Below are 22,583 nucleotides of genomic sequence, written 5' to 3'. Positions count from 1 at the left end.
AAGGCTATTTGACAATTCCCTTTAATGACTAATGAATTTCTTAAGATGATAGAGAAGGTCATGCGCTTGCTTCGGTGTTAGGTTGTCAGGGTTGATAGCGCTTAGTTCATCTTGTAAGCTAAACAGCTGATTTTGCTGTGGATTGTTGAGTGTGTTTGATGTTTGAGTAGTATGGCTCACCTCTTGGTCTAGAGGATGAGCATTATAAGCCTGCTGGCGTTTATCCTTTACTGACTTAGCTAATTCATTTTTGTCATCAACTTTATCAACAACAACTTTTTCATTTTCCGTTTTTACGCTATTTATTTTCAAGTTATCTACTAAATAACGCTTGGCATCATTCAATACCTGAATAGGAATGCCAGCCATCTTTGCGACGTGCAATCCAAAGCTAGAGCTGGCGGCACCTTCGCGAATTTGATGTAGTAGTAGCAATTGACCATCAACTTCACTGGCAGCGACATGGACATTACGAATGTTAGCATGATTGGCTTCACCATCCTTTGACAATTGTGTCAGCTCAAAATAATGAGTGGCAAATAAGGTTAGGCAGCCAATCTCGACCAAGCGATTGACACAGGCATGAGCAATTGCCAGACCGTCAGTGGTCGCCGTACCGCGCCCGACTTCATCCATTAATACAAGTGATTTATCCGTTGCTTGATTGAGAATATTAGCAGTTTCAATCATCTCCACCATAAAGGTGGATTTGCCGCCCGCTAAATCATCAGCCGAGCCAATACGGGTAAAGATACGGTCGATATCACCGATATGAGCACGCGCTGCTGGGACAAAGCTACCGCAATGCGCCAGTAGGACTATAAGAGCCGTTTGACGCATATAGGTCGATTTTCCGCCCATATTAGGACCAGTAATCATCAATAGACGTTCAGGGTTTCCAGCGCTACCAAGTGCGCAATCATTGGCAACGAACTGGCTAGTATGTTTCGCATGACTGTTTTGATTGGTACGATTTCCAATATTAGTTGGATTTAGTACGGCTTCGACGACGATATGACGACCTGCTTTTATATCGATACTGGTTTGACTGTTATTATTCAAGCCACTCTTCGAGTGACTGTTTTCTAAGCCGCTTTCTAAGCCACTATCATCTTTTGAGTCATTGCTCATCACTGGGCGTTGCCAGTTATAAGTCACTGCGAGCTGTGCCCAATTGCTAAGCACATCTATTTGGGCGATCGCAGCGCTCAGCTGTTGTAGTTCAGCTAAATGGCTGCTTAAAATGGTTAACAGTTCATTATATAGCTGCTTTTCACGAGTCAATGCTAAGGTTTGTGCGCTCAGATACTCGGTCTCGACATCTTTTAGCTCATCAGTAATAAAACGCTCGCTGCTTTTGAGCGTTTGCCGACGGATAAAGTGCGCCGGTGCATTTTTTGCCTGTATTTTTGGGAGTTCAAAATAAAAACCGCTGACTTTATTAAAGCCTACCTTTAGACTGGGTAATTGGCTCTCTTGACGTGCACGCTCTACCATCTCATCCAATGTCGTTTGGATATTGTCATGTAGATGAGTTAGGCGATCAAACTCTTCATCATAGCCAGCCGCAAGCATACCACCATCACGGGTATGGGCAGGCGGTTCTGCGATAATGGCACGCTCAATTAGCTCGGCAACGGACTGTACCGCAGGTAACTGGTCAGGCAATTGCTGCATTAGCATCGGCAACAGTCCTGACTGCTCATGGCTAATGCCTGAATTTATCAGTAGAGTAGTAATCTGCGCGCTACTAGCGATACCATCAGCGAGTTTACGTAAGTCGCGTGGCTTGGCGCTCATCAGACCGATTCGGCTACTGATTCGCTCAACATCGCCAATGGCATTTAGGGTCTCGCGTAAGTTGCTGACTAATGAATTATTTTCTAAATTTTGCTTAAGCTGTTTATTTTCGTCAGTTTGATTGTCTGTCTGCAAAAGACTGGTTATCGCATTTAGGCGCATATTGATACGTGAATGTTGACGTAAAGGGCGCTTCATCTGCTGTACCAGCAATCGTCTACCCATTGGGGTCTGACAATGGTTCAGCACCGATATCAATGAAGTGCCGCTGTTGCTGACAGGCGTAAATAGCTCAAGGTTTTGCTGACTATTAGCATCAATGATTAGATAGTCATCGTTGTACTCGACGATAAGCTGATTGACTTGTGGCACATGACGTTGCTGGGTTTGCCGAGCATAATGAATAAGCGCAGCACAGCTAGATTGCGCCAGCGGTGCAGCACTAATTCCTAGACCATCTAGACGTTGCACGCCAAACTGCTGGCACAAGGTCGAGCTGGCATGCTCAGGATGAAAGTCATTGGCAGCGACTTCTATAATAGGGCAGTCAAGATTTTGACGTAGCCATAGCAGCCATTCTGCATCAGTACCGCTAATACTATCGCTGAGTACTTCGCTAATGATACATTCACTGGGCGCGAAGCGTGCGAGCACCGTGAGCATTTGGGTTTGTAAGCCTTCGATATCATTTTTATCCGCTGTCAGGCTTTGTGTGGTCAACGTGCCAGCAGCTAAATCCATTTGGCTAATGGCAGCTTGTAGTGGCTGATTGCTATTCAATTTAGGCATAGCAATATCAATGGCGACCACAGTAGGGGTATGGTTTGGCGCAATTAATGCATCATCGGTAATCGTACCTGCCGTCAGAGTTTTGACCACTTCACGACGCATAATACTGCCAGCGGTCGATTTGCTTTTATCTTTTTTCTGCTTATCACCCATCGTAGGTGTATTGGATTTATTACTCGCATTGCCAGTGGTTGATTCGTCGATTTGCTCACAGACGACGACTGTCTGCCCAGCCGCAATCAGCCTTGCCATATAGCTGTCAGCCGCATGAAACGGTACGCCTGCCATCGCAATCGTGTTGCCTACTTTGTCCGTACCACGGCGAGTGAGCGTGATATCAAGTATTTGTGCCGCGCGCTTGGCATCATCGAAAAATAACTCATAAAAATCACCCATGCGGTACAGCAGTAGCGCTTGTGGATAATTGGCTTTCATGGTTAGATATTGCACCATCATCGGCGTATGGTCTGCCAAATGGTAAACGGCGTCACCTATGACTAACGGTTCAGGTGAATGAGGGCTTTGAGCGATTGGTTTGACAGTCATGCACGGTCTCTTGTGGTTCTTAGATGAGTTTACGATGGGTGAAATGATATGGTTATAAGAATGAATAGTCATCAAACTATGGCTTTGAACGAGGCGTTCAAAAGCTAAGTAGCTTAAAGGTATAAGCGCTATTTTAACACGTCCTGCGCCATTTTTACGTCGGCAAATATCTGCTCGCTGCCCTTGTATCCATCAGCGTCATAACCATATATAATGACGGCACACTTAGTTGGGCGATACTTCATTAGGCGACATGTTATCAGGCAGTATCTTATTCATGAGTGCTTTGTTAATCAGTGCTTTGTTAAGCGTTACTTAGTCGGGTGATGACAAGGATGACAAGGCAGCACACTAAACCTTAGCTAATGCGCACTAATTATCGAATATTTCCATAGGTCAAAAAATTATGTTATCAAAGATTATAGGCAGTGTCGTTGGCACTAAAAACGACCGCGAACTAAAGCGCATGCGCAAAGTGGTCAGCAAGATCAACGCACGAGAAGCTGAAATACAAGCCCTGTCTGATGAGCAATTACAGCAAAAAACCGAAGAGTTTAAAGCCCGCCATCAAAAAGGTGAGAGCTTAGATGCATTGTTACCAGAAGCGTTTGCCGTCTGCCGTGAAGCGTCACTACGGGTCAATGGCATGCGCCACTACGATGTGCAGCTAATCGGTGGTATCACCTTGCACGAAGGTAAAATCGCTGAGATGAAAACCGGTGAGGGTAAAACCTTAATGGGTACCTTGGCCATGTATCTAAATGGCATCAGTGGCAAAGGCGTGCATCTGGTCACGGTCAACGATTATTTGGCAGCGCGTGATGCGGAATTGAACCGTCCATTATTTAGCTTTTTGGGCATGACGGTTGGGGTCATTTATTCGCAGCAACCGCCACAAGAAAAGATTGATGCTTATCAAGCCGATATCACTTACGGTACCAATAACGAATACGGCTTTGATTATCTACGCGATAACATGGTGTTTAGTTTAGGCGAGAAAAAGCAACGCTCATTAAACTTCTGTATTATCGATGAGATTGACTCTATCTTAATTGATGAAGCTCGTACGCCGCTGATTATCTCGGGTCAAGCCGAAGATTCTTCACGTATGTACGCGTTGATTAATACCATTATTCCTGTGCTAATCCGTTCAAAGGACGAAGAAGCCAACAAGAACAACGAAGAAGAAGATTTTTGGATTGATGAAAAGAATCGTCAAATCGAGATTAGCGAAAAAGGCTATGAAAAAATTGAGCGCTTCTTAATTGAAGTGGGCGAGCTTGGCGAAAATGAAAGTTTATATAGCCCGAGCCGGTTGCCATTGTTGGCTCACGTACAAGCTGCCATTCGTGCTCATCATGTGTTTGTCAAAAACGTTCATTACATCGTTGATGAAGGCGAAGTGGTCATCGTTGATGAAAATACTGGTCGTACCATGCCTGGTCGTCGCTGGTCAGAAGGTCTGCATCAAGCGGTAGAAGCCAAAGAAAATGCTGAAATTCAAGCAGAAAACCAAACACTTGCAACAACGACATTCCAGAACTACTTCCGTCTGTATGAAAAGCTATCCGGTATGACGGGTACGGCTGATACTGAAGCGGCAGAATTTAAGTCAACCTATGACTTAGATGTCATCGTTATCCCAACGCACGAGCCAATTGCGCGTATCGATATGGATGACCAAATTTTCTTAACCAAGTTAGGAAAATACAAAGGCATCATCCGCGAAATCAAAGAGATTCAAGCCAAAGGTGCGCCAGTCTTGGTGGGTACCGCGACGATTGAAGCCAGTGAAGAGTTGTCTTATCTACTCGATGAAGAAGGCGTCAAGCACAACGTTCTAAACGCTAAGCAGCATGAGCGTGAAGCAGAAATTATCGCGCAAGCGGGTAGCCCAAAGTCTGTCACGATTGCCACCAACATGGCGGGTCGTGGTACAGATATTATTCTTGGTGGTAACTGGCAGTCGTTTATCGAAGACATTGACTCTGTCAGCCCAGAAGAGATGAAGCGCCTCAAAGCGGAATGGCAAGTTAGGCATGACCAAGTCGTTGCCGCGGGTGGTTTGCATATCATTGGTTCTGAGCGTCATGAATCGCGCCGTATTGATAATCAGCTACGTGGTCGTGCTGGTCGTCAAGGTGACCCTGGTATGTCACGTTTCTTTTTATCGCTCGAAGATGATTTGATGCGTATCTTCGCAGGCGATCGTGTCGTAAATATGATGCGTGCCATGGGTCTCAAAGAAGACGAAGCCATTGAGCATAAAATGGTCTCAAAATCAATTGAAAACGCCCAAGGCAAAGTAGAAAGCCGCGATTTTGATGCGCGTAAAAACTTGCTCAAATATGATGATGTTGCCAATGAGCAGCGTAAAGTCATCTACGGTCAGCGTGATGATTTGCTAGCAGATATGGATTTGTTAGAAGCCATTGAAATCATGCATCATGAAGTCTATAACGCCATGATCAGCCAATTTATCCCGCCAGGCTCTATCGATGACCAATGGAATGTTGACAGTCTAGAAGATGAGCTGGAAGATGAATTTAAGATATCAATGCCTATTAATGATTGGCTAGATGAAGATCGCCGCTTGGATGAAGAAGGGCTACGCGCCAAAATCATTCAGACAGCACTGGATCATTATCATGGTCGCCGTGAGCAGATGGGTGAAAAAGATGCTGCCCAGCTTGAGCGTCACTTTATGCTCCAGAGCCTAGATAAACATTGGAAAGAACATCTGACGCAAATGGATCAGCTGCGTAAAGGCATTCATCTGCGTGGTTATGCGCAAAAAAACCCTGAGCAAGAATATAAGCGTGAATCATTTGAGTTGTTCCAAATGATGCTAGGGGCGATTAAATCAGAGACCGTACAAGATTTATCACGTGTGCATATTCCAACCAAAGAAGAATTAGAAGCGTTAGAGATTCAGCAGCGTGAGAATGCTGCGCATATGCGCATGCAATTCGAGCATGATGATGTGGATAATTTGGATAGTAGCTCGAACAGTCCAGCTGGTCAACCACAACCACAGAACCGGAGCATTGGTGGCGGTGTTGCGGCAGCTGGCATGAGTGCTGCTGTGGCTGGTAATGGTGGTCATGCTAATGAGCCTAATCCATACGCTGGTATGAACATCAGCCGTAATGCACCTTGTCCTTGTGGTTCAGGACTTAAGTATAAACAGTGCCATGGCAAAATCTAGTCATTAGTTGCCATAATCTCGTGTTTATAGACTGATAAACTAATAAGAAAGCCTTTATCTAATTCAGATAGGGGCTTTCTTATATTCGTTAGACCGTCTTTCTATGGTTAAACTGTACTTTTATGCTCAAAGCATGCGCTTATGAAATTCCCAGACACTTTGTATTGATTACTTACAAATTCAGCATAGGCGTGAATTTATGGACACGCTATAGTGTTTAGCATATCTATTTGGGAGAGTATTATGAGTTTAGAACGATTAAAACAGTTGCGTACCTCTGTTGCGATGACAGCTTTATTGGCTGGCGCGCTAACCGTTGGTGCCTGTCAGCAAAAGCAAGAGCCTGAACAAAGCCTAGAAGATGATATAAGTACGGAGCAATCTGTGCCTATGTCTGCTGACCCTGCCGAACCTAATGATGTGATCGTCGCCCCTACAGATGCGTCAGCCAGTCAGGTAGAGAACGATACGGTTGCCTCAGTGAATGGTGGTGTGACACAAATAAATTATTTGTGTGCCCCTGAACTACAAGTTGAAGCGACTTATAAAGATGCTGATAACCAAGTGGTCCTTGCTACCGCTCAAGGAACGACAACCTTGATGAAAACCAATGATGCTAGCAATCCTGAAGTATTTGAGGCCGCGACTGGTATGGATGGAGAAGCAGGTTTTGTTCAGTGGCGTGTGGCACATGAAGCGCGCGAAACCGGTGTGATGCGAACAGCAGGTGCGGATGCGGCTAATGTGAGCACTTATGAATGTAAGAAAACATCATAATAATACCAAATCCAAAAAGCAAAATGAGGACACGCCCTAGCTTCGTCAAACTCGTCTAGTCTACAGTAGGTAGTACTTTCATTCGTTTTCCTTGCTATAGTCAGTCCTTTATAAATCAGATACGGTGTCAGGCTCGCTTAGTCTACTATTTGTAGTACTTTCACTTGCCTTCCTTGTATCCAAATTATATTGAACCGACTATACTTTCATTTTTATGAATGCTATCAGTAAGCTATCAAGAAAAAAGCAACGTTGTCGTTGCTTTTTTTATATCTGATTTTTGAGTTATTCAAAAAAGCTGTCTATTTTTTATGAGTAGGTGTGCGCTCATGCTCCAAAAATCCTTCTTCTATTACCTCTAGCTCTTCATGCTTGAGCTCGACTTCAATACGGTCAGTATGCGTATGCGTGCTTTTGTTGACGTCAACTTCTTGAATGACATAGGTATCTTTGGTGATGGTCGCCACTTGACGCGATAAGATGATTTCTACGGGCTCATCACCGATTTCGACCTGCTTGTCATTGATAGTGATAACTGCTCTGCTATCAAGTGATGGCTCAACATGGCGCAGTATGTCTTTATCATCGTAATTACCCGACAGCAAATCCTGACTTTCGGCATCATGATACTCAGTACGGACGGTAATATATTCTTCTATTAACTCAATCGGCACTTGAATCGTCTTGGTTCGAGAGTGCTTAGTGACAGTTACTTTGCCTACATCTAAGCGTTCTTTGTTGATGACAGGGCGTTCTTCTAATAATTCCAAACGCCCGCCATTTCCTCTTTGGTTCAAAGCAGTAAGTTCGTTTTCACCACTTTGTTTAGTCTCAACACCATGTTCAGCAATAGGCATATTTGTGTCAGTTGCTAGCGTTTTCTCAGTATTCACTGATTGGTTTAAACGGTCATTATCATTATTCGCTATCATTTTAGTCTTCCTTGTTATTAGTAAATAGATTTCAAAGATGCATTGTTGAAAGTTTTTTATTATAAAACATCAATTTTACCAATGACGGTTAACGTCATCATATAGTCGATTCACTTCAAAAAACAGTGCCGGTGGGATAATTTTATCGAAGTCTTTGGAATGCAAAGCACACAGCAAGCGAGAAAATTTGTATCAATTGGATGATTTATTAGTCGTATCTTTTTTATATTAAACTGACTATAGGACTTATTATAAAGTACACCAAGTTAGAAAAAATAGCATCTAGCATAAAAAAAGACCAGAGACGAGCTCTGGCCTTTATAGACTAAGTAAAATACTCAGTTGCTAACAACGGTCACTTGCTGCATGCTTGTTTGCTTATCTAATTTGCAATAACCAGCGACTGTCTTTAACGTATTACATACCACGAGCGCGGCGCACATCTTCAGCGGTGATACCGTCGCGATCGACAACATTGCCTTCACGGTCAACCACATTACCATCACGATCAATGTCTAACTCTTCGCGTTGAATGGTCTCAACGATGGTTTCAGTATGACGTTCAGTCGTTTTACCGACGTTCACTTCTTCTGAAACGTAGGTTTCTTTGCCGACGCGAGCACGTTCTGCTGATAGCTCAACTTCGATACTCTCATTACCATTCACGTCACCGATATGACGATCAGTAGGGCGATCGACATTAGTACGTTCAATATTAGCGTGTTCTTCTTCTAGCTCAACATCGACGTTGCGTTCTTCAGTAACGACATGCTTACCAACTTTTACCAAACCAGCGACGATACGGTCTTTGTTCACGGTTAGACGTTCTTCTAGCAGCTCTAGCGTGTTTGGAGCTTCGTAGTTATGCTCAGCAATTTCCATACGCTCTTCTGTTGGTACGCTATCAGCAACGAATGATTGACGGTCTTTTTCATATTGCTCTTTGTAACTATACTGATAGTCGTGATCATAGATGTCCATTGCTTCAACTTGCGCCTGTGTCAAGCTATCAAAGAATACGTCATCACCAACGATACGCGCCAAACCTGCTGGCACTAATACTTCTTTTGAGCTAAACCAACCACCTACATCAACGATTAAATAACGAATGCGACCGGTCGTATCTTCTACTAGAGCGCCTTCAATTTTACCGATTTTTTCTTCATTGACGCCATAAGCTACTTTGCCTGTTGGATCATAGTAGTCATCACCAATAAGATCACGGTGGGTAGCTTGAATATCTTTTAAACGAATTAGTTGGCTCATTATTATCTTCCTTTTATATGAGTAAATTATTAATGGTTATTTTTATAAAGCTAAATTTCCATAAAACGTTTATTGTTCTATTAAAAACGTTCTACTAAAAACAGACTGTCTGGCTAGTTTCGTTAAGTAGCTTCTGCATCAACTTGTAGCTATCCTAACATCATGATTTTGGATGAGATATATAAGCAAGGTAGCAAAGTGTGCGCTTGAAGTAATTGCATGTAATAGGCTGTAAGTGACATAACACAGATGGGGGTACAAATTAACGTGCTTTAACACAGAGTAATGTTTGAGGCTTTTTTTAGTTCAATAGACACAAAAAAACCGCAGAGCAGTGGGCAATGCGGTTTTTGAATAATAAATAAAGATTAAATAATAAAGAAATTAAGTTTTAAATGCTATCTAAAGAACTACATTCTAATACTGTTGGTGTTTAAGGCAGTTCGATAGCAACGGCAACAGCTTCACCGCCACCGATACATAGTGTCGCAACACCTTTTTTGCCGCCAGTACGCTTGAGAGAGTTGATAAGTGTAACTAGAATACGTGCACCTGAACAACCTACTGGATGACCCAGGGCACAAGCACCGCCTTCAACGTTTACTTTAGCATGGTCGATTTTTAGCTCGTCCATAGCAGCCATAGTGACCATCGCAAATGCTTCGTTGATTTCCCATAGGTCGACATCTGCCACTGACCAGCCAGCACCCGTCAACACTTTTTCGATTGCACCGATCGGCGCGATGGTGAATTCACTTGGGTGACGCGAGTTTGAAGCAGTCGCCACGATACGGGCTTGGTAATCAAGACCTTCGGCCTTCGCTTGCGACTCTTTCATGACTACGACAGCAGCAGCACCATCAGAGATTGAGCTGGCATTTGCTGCCGTAATCGTACCATCTTTAGCAAATGCTGGACGCAAAGTCGGGATGCGATCAGCGTTTGCAAGTGCTGGTTGCTCATCAGTATCGACCGTTTGCTCGCCTTTACGCGTTTTAAAGGTAACTGCTTCGATCTCGTCTGCGAAGTGACCATCTTTGATAGCCGTTAGGGCGCGATTCAGCGATTCGATAGCAAACTCATCCATCTGCTCACGGGTATAGCCTTTTTCGTCCGCCATTTCTTGAGCGAACATGCCCATTAGCTTACCCGTTTCAGCATCCTCTAGACCGTCTAGGAACATATGGTCTTTGACTTCTTTATGACCCATACGGTAGCCGCCACGTGACCCTGGCATGAGGTAAGGCGCATTGGTCATTGACTCCATACCACCGGCAACAGCGACATTGAAGCTGCCAGCTTTGATACCGTCATGTGCTTGCATAACCGCTTTTAGACCTGAGCCGCAAAGCTTATTGATAGTCACAGCACCAGTCGCATCAGACAATCCTGCTTTACGCATCGCTTGACGGGCAGGGCCTTGACCCAAACCTGCGGTCAAGATACAACCCATGATAACTTCATCAATGTTATCAGCGCTAACGCCAGAACGTTCGACAGCGGCTTTGATTGCAGCAGCACCAAGATCGGTGGCGCTCATGTCTTTTAGTACGCCTTGGAAGCCGCCCATTGGTGTACGTGCGCCGTTTAAAATTACAATTGCATCATTTGACATCGTTATTATTCCTTGTTGCATGTTTTAATTAAAAGTCTTTACTCAAAAAACCAGACGCTGATCAGCTAGCTATTGTTTGTATTACTAAAGGTCTGGTTGATTAAGTATTTTATTTACGCTAGCTCATCTAAGCGAATGCGTACTACTTTATCAGTAATGGTATCTAACTTTTCAATTTTTTCGATAGCAAGATTCATTTGGCTCTCGACCACAGGTAGCGTCAATATAATGACAGGTACTTGACCAACCTTGTGCGCAGGTTTTTGCAAAATTGCATCGATATTGATACCCGCATCGCTTAGGATGCGAGTGATGTCTGCCAACACGCCCGGACTGTCATAAGCATGTACCCGTAAGTAGTATCCAGTGATCATCTGCTCAGCACGCAATATCGGTGTGTCTGACAGCTGTTCAGGAATAAACGCAAGATGCGGCACGTGGTGGCCGTGGTTGTTTTGATTGCTGTTGCCTTGATCGTCACAGTCAGTATTGCCTAGGACACGGACCAAGTCCATGACGTCAGCCATCACCGCAGAAGCGGTTGCACCCGCGCCTGCACCATCACCACAATACAGCGTTTGTCCAAGTGGATGTGAGTTAACCAGCACCGCATTTTTTACGCCATTGACGTTGGCAAGTAACGCGTCTTGTGGGATAAGCGTCGGGTGTACGCGCAATTCAACACCAGCATCATCAGCATTGCCTTGACCATCACGGCGTACGGCAAACCCTAAATGCTTGATACGGTAACCAAGCTCTTCGGCATAGTTGACGTCTTGCAGGGTAATGCCAGTGATACCTTCACAGTAAACTTTATCAAACTGTAGCGGAATACCAAACGCGATTGAGGCAAGTAGTGCCAGTTTATGAGCAGCATCAATACCTTCAACATCAAAAGTAGGGTCAGCCTCTGCATAACCTAACTCTTGCGCTTCGCTCAATACCTCAGCAAATGGGCGACCTTTGTCACGCATTTCGGTCATGATAAAGTTACCAGTACCGTTGATGATACCTGCGAGCCAATCAATCTTATTAGCAGCAAGCGCCTCACGCATCACCTTAATAATCGGAATACCGCCTGCCACCGCCGCTTCATAAGCGACATGGACGTTGTTTTTTTCAGCGAATGCAAAGATCTCATTACCGTGTTCAGCGAGTAGAGCCTTGTTTGCCGTGACCACATGTTTGCCATTTTTGATAGCATGCATGATAACGTCTTTGGCTAGGGTAGTACCACCAATCACTTCGATAACGATATCGACATTGTCGCTTGCCGCAATTGCCATCAAGTCACTGTTTTGCGTGATATTTGAATCAATATCATCACGCTGACGACGCGTACCAACTTCGGTAATAATAATATCGCGTCCGCTACGGCGTTTTAGCTCTTCTAAATTGTCATGGATTAGATTGATCACGCCCGTTCCGACGGTGCCCAGACCAAGTATCGCTAGTTTGATGGAATTACTCACAGTATCCTCAAGAGGTTAAATATAATGAAGCGAGTATAACGCGATAACAGTGACAAATGAGCTTACAGTACTAAACCTAAAGGCTGTTGTGCGCATTTTTTTATCGCTGTTTCGTCTACATACTTCATTATAGTTGAATAAAAAATGCTTAGATAAAAGGGTGATACTAATTTTGCATCGCGCTTTATCGTATCATACCGACAAGCGCTTGTGACGTCTACTCAATGTCGCTGGGGTCAACAATATCAAAAATATAATATGGCGATCGATTAAATAGCACCGACTGCTTGAGCCAATTCTGCGGCTGGTAGATAGCCACCCACTTGCTCTCCTGCTTCAGTAAAGATAGCAGGTGTACCACGTACCCCAAGCCTTGACCCTAAAGCCATATGCGCTTGTACAGGATTGGCACAGCTAGGCGCTTGTACATTGGTGCCCATTTTTGCCTGATTCATGGCAGCTTTGCGATCTTGACTACACCAAATAGCTTCCATTTTTGGCACTGACTCTTGACCGCGTGGCCATGCTAGATAACGCACTTCGATACCGCGCGCATTGATGTCATCCATCTCTGAGTGTAATTTGCGACAGTAGCCACAGTCTGCATCGGTAAAGGCATAGACAACGGCTTTGGTCGTGCCTTTTGCTGGATAAATCACCATCTCTTTTTTATCGACGGCTTTTAGCGCTTCTTGCGCGGTACTAGCGACTAGTGCCGCACTGATATCAACTGGAGCCGCGTCACCCACAGCGATAATCTGCCCTTGAATAATGTGTTTACCAGATTTATCAGTAAAGAAAGCAGGCAGTCCTTCAGCAGTCACCCAATAAATACCATCCATATCTGTCGGCACAGCTGAGACGATTTTTTCTTCAATGCCAGAAGCGTTTAAGTTGGCTTGGAGCGCTGTGACCACACTGGCATTGCTATTGGTGGCATCCGCACTATTGTTTGAGCAGCCAGCCGCGACGATGACTAATAAGGCACCCATAATGACCCGAGACAAAGGGTTACGTGAAAATTTATCGGCAGTTGGTATGGCTTTAGAAAAAGGAGAGAAGGACATAGGGTATTTCCTTTAGGCAGTCACGCCTAATCAAGGGTTCATAATAAAAGGATTTTTTGTATTCTCTGACCCATCATGACGAGTAAGTCGCATGATAAGAAGGGCAACGTTGACTGGTTTTATAGCATGTATTGTTCATAAAGGATAAGTAATAATATAGGTTATATTAACATATTTTTTTTAATAATCTCTAAAGGCTGTTTTTTATGCCACTCGTAAATACAATGCATCGATAGCGGCTAAACCTTGCAAAATAAAATACATTTTTACTATTTAATATCGCCTTATGTCTAGGTAATCTATTGCTTATAATCACTTTTATGACGACATTAACGTCATTTTGCAACATTTACTAATTTAAGCGAATTCACGCTAAGGAACGCGTATGGCAGGTGCAAGTTTATTAACCCTACTTGATGATATCAGTGTAATACTCGATGACGTTTCGGTCATGACCAAAGTGGCCGCAAAAAAAACCGCTGGTGTGCTAGGTGATGACTTAGCCCTTAATGCTGAGCAGGTAACAGGTGTCAAAGCCAGTCGTGAGTTACCTGTGGTTTGGGCGGTCGCCAAAGGCTCATTCATCAATAAGCTCATTTTAGTACCCGCAGCGTTATTAATCAGTACTATTTATCCGCCTTTGGTCACGTTTTTACTGATGTGTGGTGGTCTATTTTTGGCTTATGAAGGTGCTGAAAAAGTCATCCATAAGTTTTGGCCGCATGTCTTACCACATGACGAGGAACAAAATGCTCGTAGGCAAGCCAATGCAGATGAAACCGTCGACCTAGTCGCTTTTGAAAAAGAAAAAATCAAAGGTGCTATTCGGACGGATTTTATTCTGTCTGCTGAGATTATTGTCATTGCCTTAGGCTCAGCCGCAGGGGCGAGCTTGCTAGAAAAAAGCTTGGTACTCTCCATTCTTGCGATAGCGATTACCGTTGGGGTTTATGGCTTGGTGGCTGGGATTGTCAGAATGGATGATGTTGGTCTACATCTGATGAAGCAATCGGGCAATATTAAGCAGAAGGTGGGCACATTTTTAGTATCGGCGGCACCTAAGCTGATGAAATTTTTATCTATCGCTGGGACGCTGGCGATGTTCTTAGTAGGTGGCGGTATCTTGGTACACGGTATCGACTTTTTACATCATGGCGTCGAAAACTTGGCGCATTTGACTGGAATGTTCGAAAGTGTGACAACGACGCTATTAAATGGTCTAGTTGGCTTAGTAGTAGGGGTGGTCATGGTCGCGATTATTACGATCATTGGCAAAATACGCGGTAAGGATAAAGACGCATCTTCTGCGCATTAAAGGTGTTGAACTGAATATGATTGGAATATGGTATAGATTGCCCACTATAAAATCACTACAGCGTCAACCTCGCTGATCATACTAATGTATAGCTTGCTCCAAGCAGTATCTAACATAAAAAAGCCCCAATGTTGCTGACAACTTTGGGGCTTTTACGTTGAAGCTCTACGATTAGCTTTCGCTGTCTGACTCATCAGACTCTAGCTTTTCAGCTTGCGTCGGCTTTTTATGGTCAGTCTTTGGCTTACGACTGCGTGCTTTTGGTACTTTGGGCGTGGTTAAATTAAACATGCCAGTTTGTGGCAGTAGTTGCTCTGCTACATTCTCAATCATGTTTTTATAACTGGCTATCGTCGTTTTTGACTTGGCCGCCTGAATTTCTTCTTTCGTTGATTGCTCTACTATAGGCTGCTCAGTTTGCTCAAGTTCAGCCTCAGCACTACCTTTCACCTCAGTACCTTTCACCTCAACCTCTTCAACATCATTGCTCTTGGTGTCAGGACTTTCAACGCTTGTTTCCTTTAACGCTTGTTCTGCCTCTAGCAGTTGCTCGCTATCAGCGCTAACATCATCTGCTTGCGTTTGATTGGCTAAGGCTGTCGCTTCTACTTTGTGCGCATCAACGTCATTACTGATTTGCTCAGACTCAGTGACTGGCTCGCTAGCAGAAACGGTTGGTTCCGCTGCTTGCTCATCAGGGATAGTGAGTACAGCTGGTTCCTGATAATCAGGATGTTGACCGCGTGGATCGTTGCTGGCACGTTTGCCAATAGCGCGTGGCTCAACGGCTGTTTTGCCTTGTGCCGCTGCAAACTGACTGACCGCTTGCGTCATTGCTTCAAAGCGAGCAAGGTAATCCGCTGCTAAAGGCTGATAGCCGTAGTTGCTAAAGTCAAAGCGACGAGTGGCAAAGTCATTGTCGTCGCCTTTGTTTTCGCTTGAATCGCCTTCAACGTTAGTGTCATTGCTAGCCGTTTGAGCTTTCTGCGTATGTGCTTCAATAGCAGCAATAAAGCAGCTAATGACGCCATCACTTTTTAAACGACTTTCTGCATCCGTTAATGCCTTACGAACAAAATCACCAACTGAACCACGAATGGTTGGTGCGCTTGCTACTGCTTGCTCAGTTGCTTGAGGCTGCTCAGCAGATTGCGCTTGCTGACTACGAACGACACGCGGGTCATTGCTCGCTTGCCCGAACTTCTTAGCTGTCACGTAGCGTTTGGCAAACAATGCGTCATGTGTCAGCTCAAGTGCTGAGTTACTAGGGCTGCTAGTATCCGTCGCGGCCGTAGTCGCGTTGTCATCGTCAGTTTTTTGCGCGCTTGGTGCGGTTGCTACGTTAGCTGCCTCAGTAGTTACTGGCTTCTGACTATCAGCTTGACTGTCACTATTGCTTTTAGACGCTGTTTTGTCATCGGCTTTACGGTCGTCTGTAGGTGCAGCCTGTTGCGCCGGATCTGCCGTAGTGCTCACTTCTGCATCAGTGCTTTCGGCAGTATTTGCTTGTGTACTGCTTTTTTGCGTATCACTAACAGGCTCATTGTCCTGTTGAGTGTTATCTTTTATATCAGTACTTTTTTCTGCAGTGATTTTTACCTGAGTACTTTTCTGACTAGTACCGTGCTGATTCGTACCGTGCTCATTAGTGCCATGCTTGTCAGTACTTTCCACAGCACTGTTTTGCTGGTTAGTACTCTCTTTAGTATCGTTCTGCTGAGTTGCACTGTCTTCTCTACGTTCTTTTGTAGCTTCATCTTTCGTAGTGTCACGCGCCGAGCTTGGTTTTTCAGCAGATTGATGAGTGACCTGTGTAGGCTTACTATCATCCAGAGATAAGTGAACCACTTCTGGTTTCTTAAGCTCATTGGTTGCTTCATTGACCTGTAGCACCACTTCGTTAGGATCTTGATTACGGCGTGTGCTCGCTTGGTTTTTGTTAGCACTGGTAGTCGTTTTCTGAGTATTTTGTTTAGCATTATCAGCTGTTAATGTCTCGCCGCGCTCAAGCTTGCCGCGTGAACTACGCTGAGTGTTTGACTTACGCTTAGTGCGGGTTTGCTCATCTGCCGTGTTGCTGTCTTTTTGCTCAGCATCGTCGCGGTTGCTATCGTTATGTCCGTTGTTATTACTATTACGGCTGTTGTCTTGACGATTATTACGGTTGCGATCACTTGTGCGTCTATTATCCTGCTGACGTTTGTCTTGGGTGTCAGCTGATTTGTCATCAGTGCTATTGGCGGCGCTGCTATCGGCACTACTGTTGGCTACGTTATCACTGCTTGTGTCGTCACGCGGCTCTTTTCTTTGATGCGGCTTAGAAGATCTCGATTTGCGTGGCTTACGTCTTCTTCTATCCTCAGCACTGTTGTCGTCAGTATCACCGTCCGTGTTGCGACGTGCTTGTTGACGGTTAGCATTATTATTCGGCGCTTGGTTGTCACTTTTTTGACTATTGTCTTGTTGAGTCGTTTGCGATGGATTCTGAGCATTGCCAGTCAGCGCACTGCTATCCACTTGTCCAAAAGAGCCTAAGCTTTGCGCACCATTATTCACCAGGGCTTCGATGGCTTCAGCCGCATCACGACTACTGATGCTATTGGTTGTTTGTGCCTGCGGGGCTTGCGCAAATAGATTGGACAACCAAGCAACAGCTTGTGGTTGGGCAGTCGTTGCGACACTAGGAGACGGAGTCGTTATGGCAGCGGCAGGTGCTGCAACAGCGACGTTCGCCGCTTTATTATCTTGTGGCGCGTGCGTCGATGAAGCGTTATTAGTGCTCGTATTATTACGGCGGTCATTGCTATGATTGACAGTGCTGCTCTGCTGCTCAGCAGTATTCTGTGGTGCAGTAGTTGCAGGGCTAGTTGCTTGGTTCGTAGCGCTGCTATCTCTTGTTTGACGAGGCTGGCGGGTAGGCTGCTGTTCGGGACGTTCCTTTTCAGCCGTTTGCCAATCAACATTATAGCCAAGATCACTGTGTTCTTGGGCAGTATCAGTGATACGCTCGTAGCTTGAAGGGGCAAAACCGTCACGGTTGAAGTGCAGTTTAAAGTTTGGCGATTCTAAATGTGCGTGTGGCAAGATGGTGATACGCGTACCACTGTCTTGCTCAAGATATACTAAGGCATCACGTTTTTCATTCAATAAAAATGCTGCGATATCTGTCGGTACTTCTGCTTGCACTTCACCTTGACGCTCTTTTAGCGCAATTTGTTCGATCTGACGCATGATGGATAGCGACAACGAGCGCAAGTCACGAATCATGCCATTGCCATGACAGCGTGGGCAGATATAACCGGTCGACTCTTCTAATGACGGACGCAGACGCTGACGGCTCATTTCCATCAAACCAAATTTAGAAATATCGCCAAATTGAACGCGGGCACGGTCATATTTAGTAGCATCAACCAGACGTTTTTCAACCTCTTTTTGGTGCTTATTGTCGTTCATGTCGATGAAGTCAATGACGATCAAGCCGCCCATATCACGCAAGCGCAGTTGACGGGCAATCTCGTCTGCTGCTTCTAAATTGGTATGATAAGCGGTCTCGGCGACATCTGAGCCTTTGGTTGACTTAGCTGAGTTGATATCGATAGAGACCAATGCTTCAGTTTGGTCAATAACGATCGAACCACCTGATGGCAGACGAACTTCGCGCTGATAAGCGGTTTCGATTTGTTTTTCGATATTAAAGCGCGAAAACATCGGCTCGTAATCGGTGTATTTGCGCAGTTTTTCCGCTTGTTTTGGCATGACCGCATCGATAAAACCTGCCGCTTCGATATAAGCATTTTCGTTATCGATCCAAATCTCAGCAATATCATCACGCAGATAATCACGCACGGCGCGTGTAACGACGCCTGCTTCTTGATGGACTAAGCGCGGTGATGGATATTTTTGGTTTTGTTCTTGGATGGCTTGCCAGATATTGAGCAGATGGTTCAAATCATGTTGTAAGTCTTCTTGGGTTTTGCCGATACCAGCAGTACGAATGATGACGCTCATGCCTTTTGGCAAATCCAAACTGCCCAGCATACGCTTCATATCTTCGCGTAATTTACCAGAGATTTGACGAGAGATACCGCCACCACGAGGGTTGTTGGGCATCAATACTAGATAGCGTCCAGCCAATGATACGTAAGTCGATAGGGCAGCGCCTTTATTGCCGCGTTCCTCTTTCTCGACTTGGACGATCAGCTCATCGCCTTCTTTGATCAATTTTTTGATGTTTTCGTCACGAGGATTGCCGCTTAGATATTCAGCAGAAATCTCACGAATCGGCAAAAACCCTTGGCGCTGTGAGCCATATTCGACAAACACGGCTTCAAGCGATGGCTCGACACGAGTGACGTGGCCTTTATAAATGTTAGATTTTTTTTGTTCGCGGGTACGGTTTTCTAAATCGAAATCGTAAAGATGATTGCCTTTACATAAGGCGACACGAATTTCTTCGTTTTGAGTGGCGTTGATCAGAATACGTTTCATACTATTATCCTATGAGTACACAGGACAACGACAAGAAGGGCTATTATATTGGAAAACTCTGAATGATAAACTTTTACGTTAAATGACTTTATATAGCAAGCCACATTCACGATGTATTCAGACTGTCAATTGGACAGCGATCAATATAAAAACAACCAAAGCAAGAAGGTAGTAGTATCAAGTGACGCTAATATTGATATCAGCTAAAAATACCAGATGTGAGAGGAGCGTCGTGCTCAGATAAAGTTGGATAAATAAAATGGAGCATTAAGAGGCGCTCATAAAAAGCTTACCTGTTAACTCACAATGAATTGACTACGTTTGAGCGTACCAGACAGATGGTTCTAAGTAGCTACTAATACAGAGTGTAAGGCTGTAAGGTTATCTACTGTTAATATTTTAGTGGCTCGCAATGATTGCCGCTAAAATATTAACACCGAATGCTAATCGTTTTGTATCGATTTAGAGGCTTGGCTATTAACATCCTTGCCACCATAAATTTTACCAAGATGATTAACATGTAAAGTGGTGAAGGGCGTTTAATATACTTTGTAAGAGTCTATCGAAGCGCTTGCCACATGGTTACAATTTATTCGCTGTACTGTTTATACTTCAAACCGTTAAATTCAGCGAACCTCTCAATATTAGCTCAAATCAATTCAATTGTTTTATCTATTATTTTAACTTATAACATCTATATATTTTGGTATCTGATTTTAAGAGTGCCACTGCGCTGTTGCTCAGCGGGGCGTACTTGGCAAACAGAATAGGTAACCGGCTCATTAGCTCGGTTGGGTATATCTCTTTTATAATGCATCTATTTTATCTGTTTGACCGCCAATATTCAGGCAGCTCTAAACTCTTAATATCGGACTACCGTCACTTGCTCAACTGCGCTTGCCTAATATGATTAAAAATCAAGTCGTGGTCGTGCGTTAAATGAGTAGTTGTGTACTGCTATCGCTCGATAAACGGACTTGTTTGTCACTATTATCGAAGCAATTATGTTTGGTATAAATACCGCTTATTGGACGCTACGCCGTGTATTACTTGGCATTTAGTCCTAAAAATTAGATGATGCGTGCAAAATTAGCTTGAGGAACAAGGCATGCCTCGTTACTAGCAAGTAGTAAAGATGGCAATAAGTTGTTTGAGACAATAACGATTATTGCCGCAACCTCTGCTTAATTGGCGCTCAACATGTTAAACTATAACAAATCTTTGTGTAAATACCTAACTAAAAATGACAAACTCCAAAATGACTGACGACGCAACTACCCATGAAGCTCCTGCTATTTTTAATAGCAAAACCCGTCCGCAAAGCGCCGACGATGAGATTAGTAACTTTGGAAAGGTTAATTACCTTGAAGTTACTCGCCATCAGCACGACCAGCGCTTGGATAACTTTTTGCTGAACCGCCTAAAAGGTTTGCCAAAACCGCATATCTATAAAATGATTCGCTCAGATGAGATTCGAGTCAATAATAAACGCTGTAAAGCCCATGATAGAGTACAGCGTGAAGACGTGGTACGTATCGCACCGGTGGTACTCGCTACCCGTGAAAAACCCATCATCAGCACCGAGTTTGCCAAAAGCTTATTAGCACGTGTGGTCTACGAAGATGATGGCCTGCTGGTGCTTAATAAGCCTTCTGGCATTGCAGTACATGGTGGCAGTGGTCTTGATTTTGGCGTCATCGAAGCCATGCGTGAAGTGACTGGTAAAAAATATCTAGAGTTGATCCATCGTATCGACAAAGATACCTCAGGTCTGCTGATGATTTCTAAGAAACGCTCAGCGCTAAAGACACTGCAGCAGTATTTGGTCGATAAGACTATTCAAAAACATTATCTGTGTATTGCCAAAGGACAACCCGCCCTGAATGAGCAACGTATCGATGCGCCATTGCTACGCTACACACTTGATAGCGGTGAGCGCCGCGTTAAAGTAGAGGCTCAGGATGCACAATCCAAAGAAAGCCAGACAGATATTATTGTCCATGAACGTTTTATGATTGCCGGTCAACCAGTCAGCTTGATAGAAGCTAAGCCACTGACGGGTCGTACCCATCAAATTCGTGTGCATTTGGCTCATATTGGTCATGCTATCCTAGGGGACAGTAAGTATAACGTCCATGACAAATCTGGCGTGCATCGTCTGTGCTTGCATGCATGGCGCTTAGACATTCCTGGTTATAAAACTATCACGGCACCATTGCCCGATGAGATGGTTGACTGGCTGCCAGAGCAAACCAAATTGCCTGAATAAGCTTGAATCTCTCGTGTTTCAGGTTACATTTTAGCTGGTATTAAGTATTGATCCTAAACGTCATGCTCACTTATTTATTTCTACCAATAAGTCGGCGTGACGTTTTAGCATCTGAAATGTTAGTATCTGTAATAAATGCGCACCATTTACTAAGGCAAACTCATGAATAAACAGTCTGATCATCGCTTAGCCGACAAGACGCTAGTTATTTTTGATTGGGATGGTACGTTGATGGATTCAATCGGTCTGATTGTTGAGTCCATGCATGTGGCAGGAGAGGCACATGGCTTTCAAACCACCGATCAAGCCGTCAAAGGCATCATTGGTCTTAGCCTGATGAATGGTATTGAGATTTTGTATCCGCAGGCCAGTGACGCGCAAAAGCTTGCCATTCAACAAAGCTACGCTGACTATTATATTCCAAACAGCCATCGCACACCGTTCTTTGCCCCTACAGAAACCATGCTAAAGACTTTGCAACAGCAGGGTCGTAAGCTTGCTGTTGCAACCGGCAAAAAGCGGCGTGGACTGGATCGCGTACTGGATGCTTCGGCAAGTCATGATTATTTTGATATTACCCGCTGTGCCGATGAGTCAGGTTCAAAGCCTGATCCGCAGATGCTGACGGATATCTTGAATCATACGCAGCAGCCAGTATTTGACGCCGTATTTATCGGTGATAGTATTTATGATATTCAAATGGCAAATAAACTTGGCATGACTAGTATTGCTGTTAACTACGGGACAGCATCCAGCGCTGAGTTGGCTGCCCAGTTACCTACTTATCAAGTTGACACACCGCAAGCGTTAGCTGAGCTGTTGTGTGGATAGACTCAAAGCAGACAGATAAATGACAATAAAAAAGGGTTTATCACTATTAGCGATAAACCCTTTTTTTTATCAATTTTTATAAAATGGTACTAGGGCGTGTCTTCATTTAGATTGTGAGGCTTAAAATGAGGAAAATTGCAACCAAACAAGAAAGAAATTACCGTAAATATGAACATATTGACAAGATTTCTGACGATGTTTGGCAAAA

At 44.2% G+C, this 22,583-nt stretch carries 12 protein-coding genes; 5 read left to right on the top strand and 7 right to left on the bottom strand.

Annotated elements, in window-relative coordinates:
• Positions 1–21: 21 nt before the first annotated feature.
• Positions 22–3,135, bottom strand: coding sequence for a DNA mismatch repair protein MutS (gene mutS / locus RH96_RS00160; protein ID WP_010195790.1), 3,114 nt, complete (start codon positions 3,133–3,135; stop codon positions 22–24).
• Between the two features lie 406 nt (positions 3,136–3,541).
• On the opposite strand from mutS, the gene secA reads away from it, so the two are divergent.
• Positions 3,542–6,343 carry a preprotein translocase subunit SecA gene (gene secA, locus RH96_RS00155; protein ID WP_010195789.1) on the top strand — a complete coding sequence of 934 codons (2,802 nt, stop codon included), beginning with the start codon at positions 3,542–3,544 and terminating at the stop codon, positions 6,341–6,343.
• Between the two features lie 243 nt (positions 6,344–6,586).
• On the top strand, positions 6,587–7,120 hold the full coding sequence (locus RH96_RS00150; RefSeq protein WP_010195788.1) for a hypothetical protein: 534 nt from the start codon (positions 6,587–6,589) through the stop codon (positions 7,118–7,120).
• Positions 7,121–7,422: 302 nt separating this feature from the next.
• Here RH96_RS00150 and RH96_RS00145 read toward each other — a convergent pair whose 3' ends face one another.
• The 5 genes from RH96_RS00145 to RH96_RS00125 all read right to left on the bottom strand — a co-directional run bounded on the left by RH96_RS00145 (position 7,423) and on the right by RH96_RS00125 (position 13,472).
• Positions 7,423–8,052 (bottom strand): YsnF/AvaK domain-containing protein, encoded by a 630-nt coding sequence (locus RH96_RS00145; RefSeq protein ID WP_010195787.1) that lies wholly within the window; start codon positions 8,050–8,052, stop codon positions 7,423–7,425.
• A 417-nt stretch (positions 8,053–8,469) separates the two neighbouring features.
• Entirely contained in the window at positions 8,470–9,318 is an 849-nt protein-coding gene (locus RH96_RS00140) for a DUF2382 domain-containing protein (RefSeq protein ID WP_010195780.1), read from the bottom strand.
• A gap of 433 nt (positions 9,319–9,751) precedes the next feature.
• Positions 9,752–10,933 carry a thiolase family protein gene (locus RH96_RS00135; protein ID WP_010195778.1) on the bottom strand — a complete coding sequence of 394 codons (1,182 nt, stop codon included), beginning with the start codon at positions 10,931–10,933 and terminating at the stop codon, positions 9,752–9,754.
• Between the two features lie 113 nt (positions 10,934–11,046).
• Positions 11,047–12,405 carry a homoserine dehydrogenase gene (locus tag RH96_RS00130; RefSeq protein ID WP_010195777.1) on the bottom strand — a complete coding sequence of 453 codons (1,359 nt, stop codon included), beginning with the start codon at positions 12,403–12,405 and terminating at the stop codon, positions 11,047–11,049.
• A 269-nt stretch (positions 12,406–12,674) separates the two neighbouring features.
• The gene (locus RH96_RS00125) at positions 12,675–13,472 is read right to left on the bottom strand and encodes a DsbC family protein (protein WP_010195775.1); all 798 of its coding nucleotides are present in this window, start codon (positions 13,470–13,472) and stop codon (positions 12,675–12,677) included.
• Between the two features lie 385 nt (positions 13,473–13,857).
• Between RH96_RS00125 and RH96_RS00120 the strand changes: the two genes are divergently transcribed.
• Complete coding sequence (locus RH96_RS00120; RefSeq protein ID WP_010195774.1) at positions 13,858–14,787, top strand: DUF808 domain-containing protein; 930 nt, start codon at positions 13,858–13,860, stop codon at positions 14,785–14,787.
• A 171-nt stretch (positions 14,788–14,958) separates the two neighbouring features.
• Here the strand turns inward: RH96_RS00120 and RH96_RS00115 are convergent, their stop codons facing one another.
• Positions 14,959–19,275 carry an Rne/Rng family ribonuclease gene (locus RH96_RS00115; protein ID WP_010195773.1) on the bottom strand — a complete coding sequence of 1,439 codons (4,317 nt, stop codon included), beginning with the start codon at positions 19,273–19,275 and terminating at the stop codon, positions 14,959–14,961.
• A gap of 1,258 nt (positions 19,276–20,533) precedes the next feature.
• Here RH96_RS00115 and RH96_RS00110 point away from each other — a divergent pair.
• Together RH96_RS00110 and RH96_RS00105 are read left to right on the top strand one after the other, a co-directional pair.
• Complete coding sequence (locus tag RH96_RS00110) at positions 20,534–21,544, top strand: RluA family pseudouridine synthase (RefSeq protein ID WP_010195770.1); 1,011 nt, start codon at positions 20,534–20,536, stop codon at positions 21,542–21,544.
• 162 nt (positions 21,545–21,706) lie between these two features.
• Entirely contained in the window at positions 21,707–22,375 is a 669-nt protein-coding gene (locus RH96_RS00105) for an HAD-IA family hydrolase (RefSeq protein WP_010195767.1), read from the top strand.
• Positions 22,376–22,583 lie beyond the last annotated feature (208 nt).

The organism is Psychrobacter sp. PAMC 21119 (assembly GCF_000247495.1).
Taxonomy (GTDB): Bacteria; Pseudomonadota; Gammaproteobacteria; order Pseudomonadales; family Moraxellaceae; genus Psychrobacter; species Psychrobacter glaciei.
This window is presented reverse-complemented; position numbering and strand designations above follow the sequence as displayed.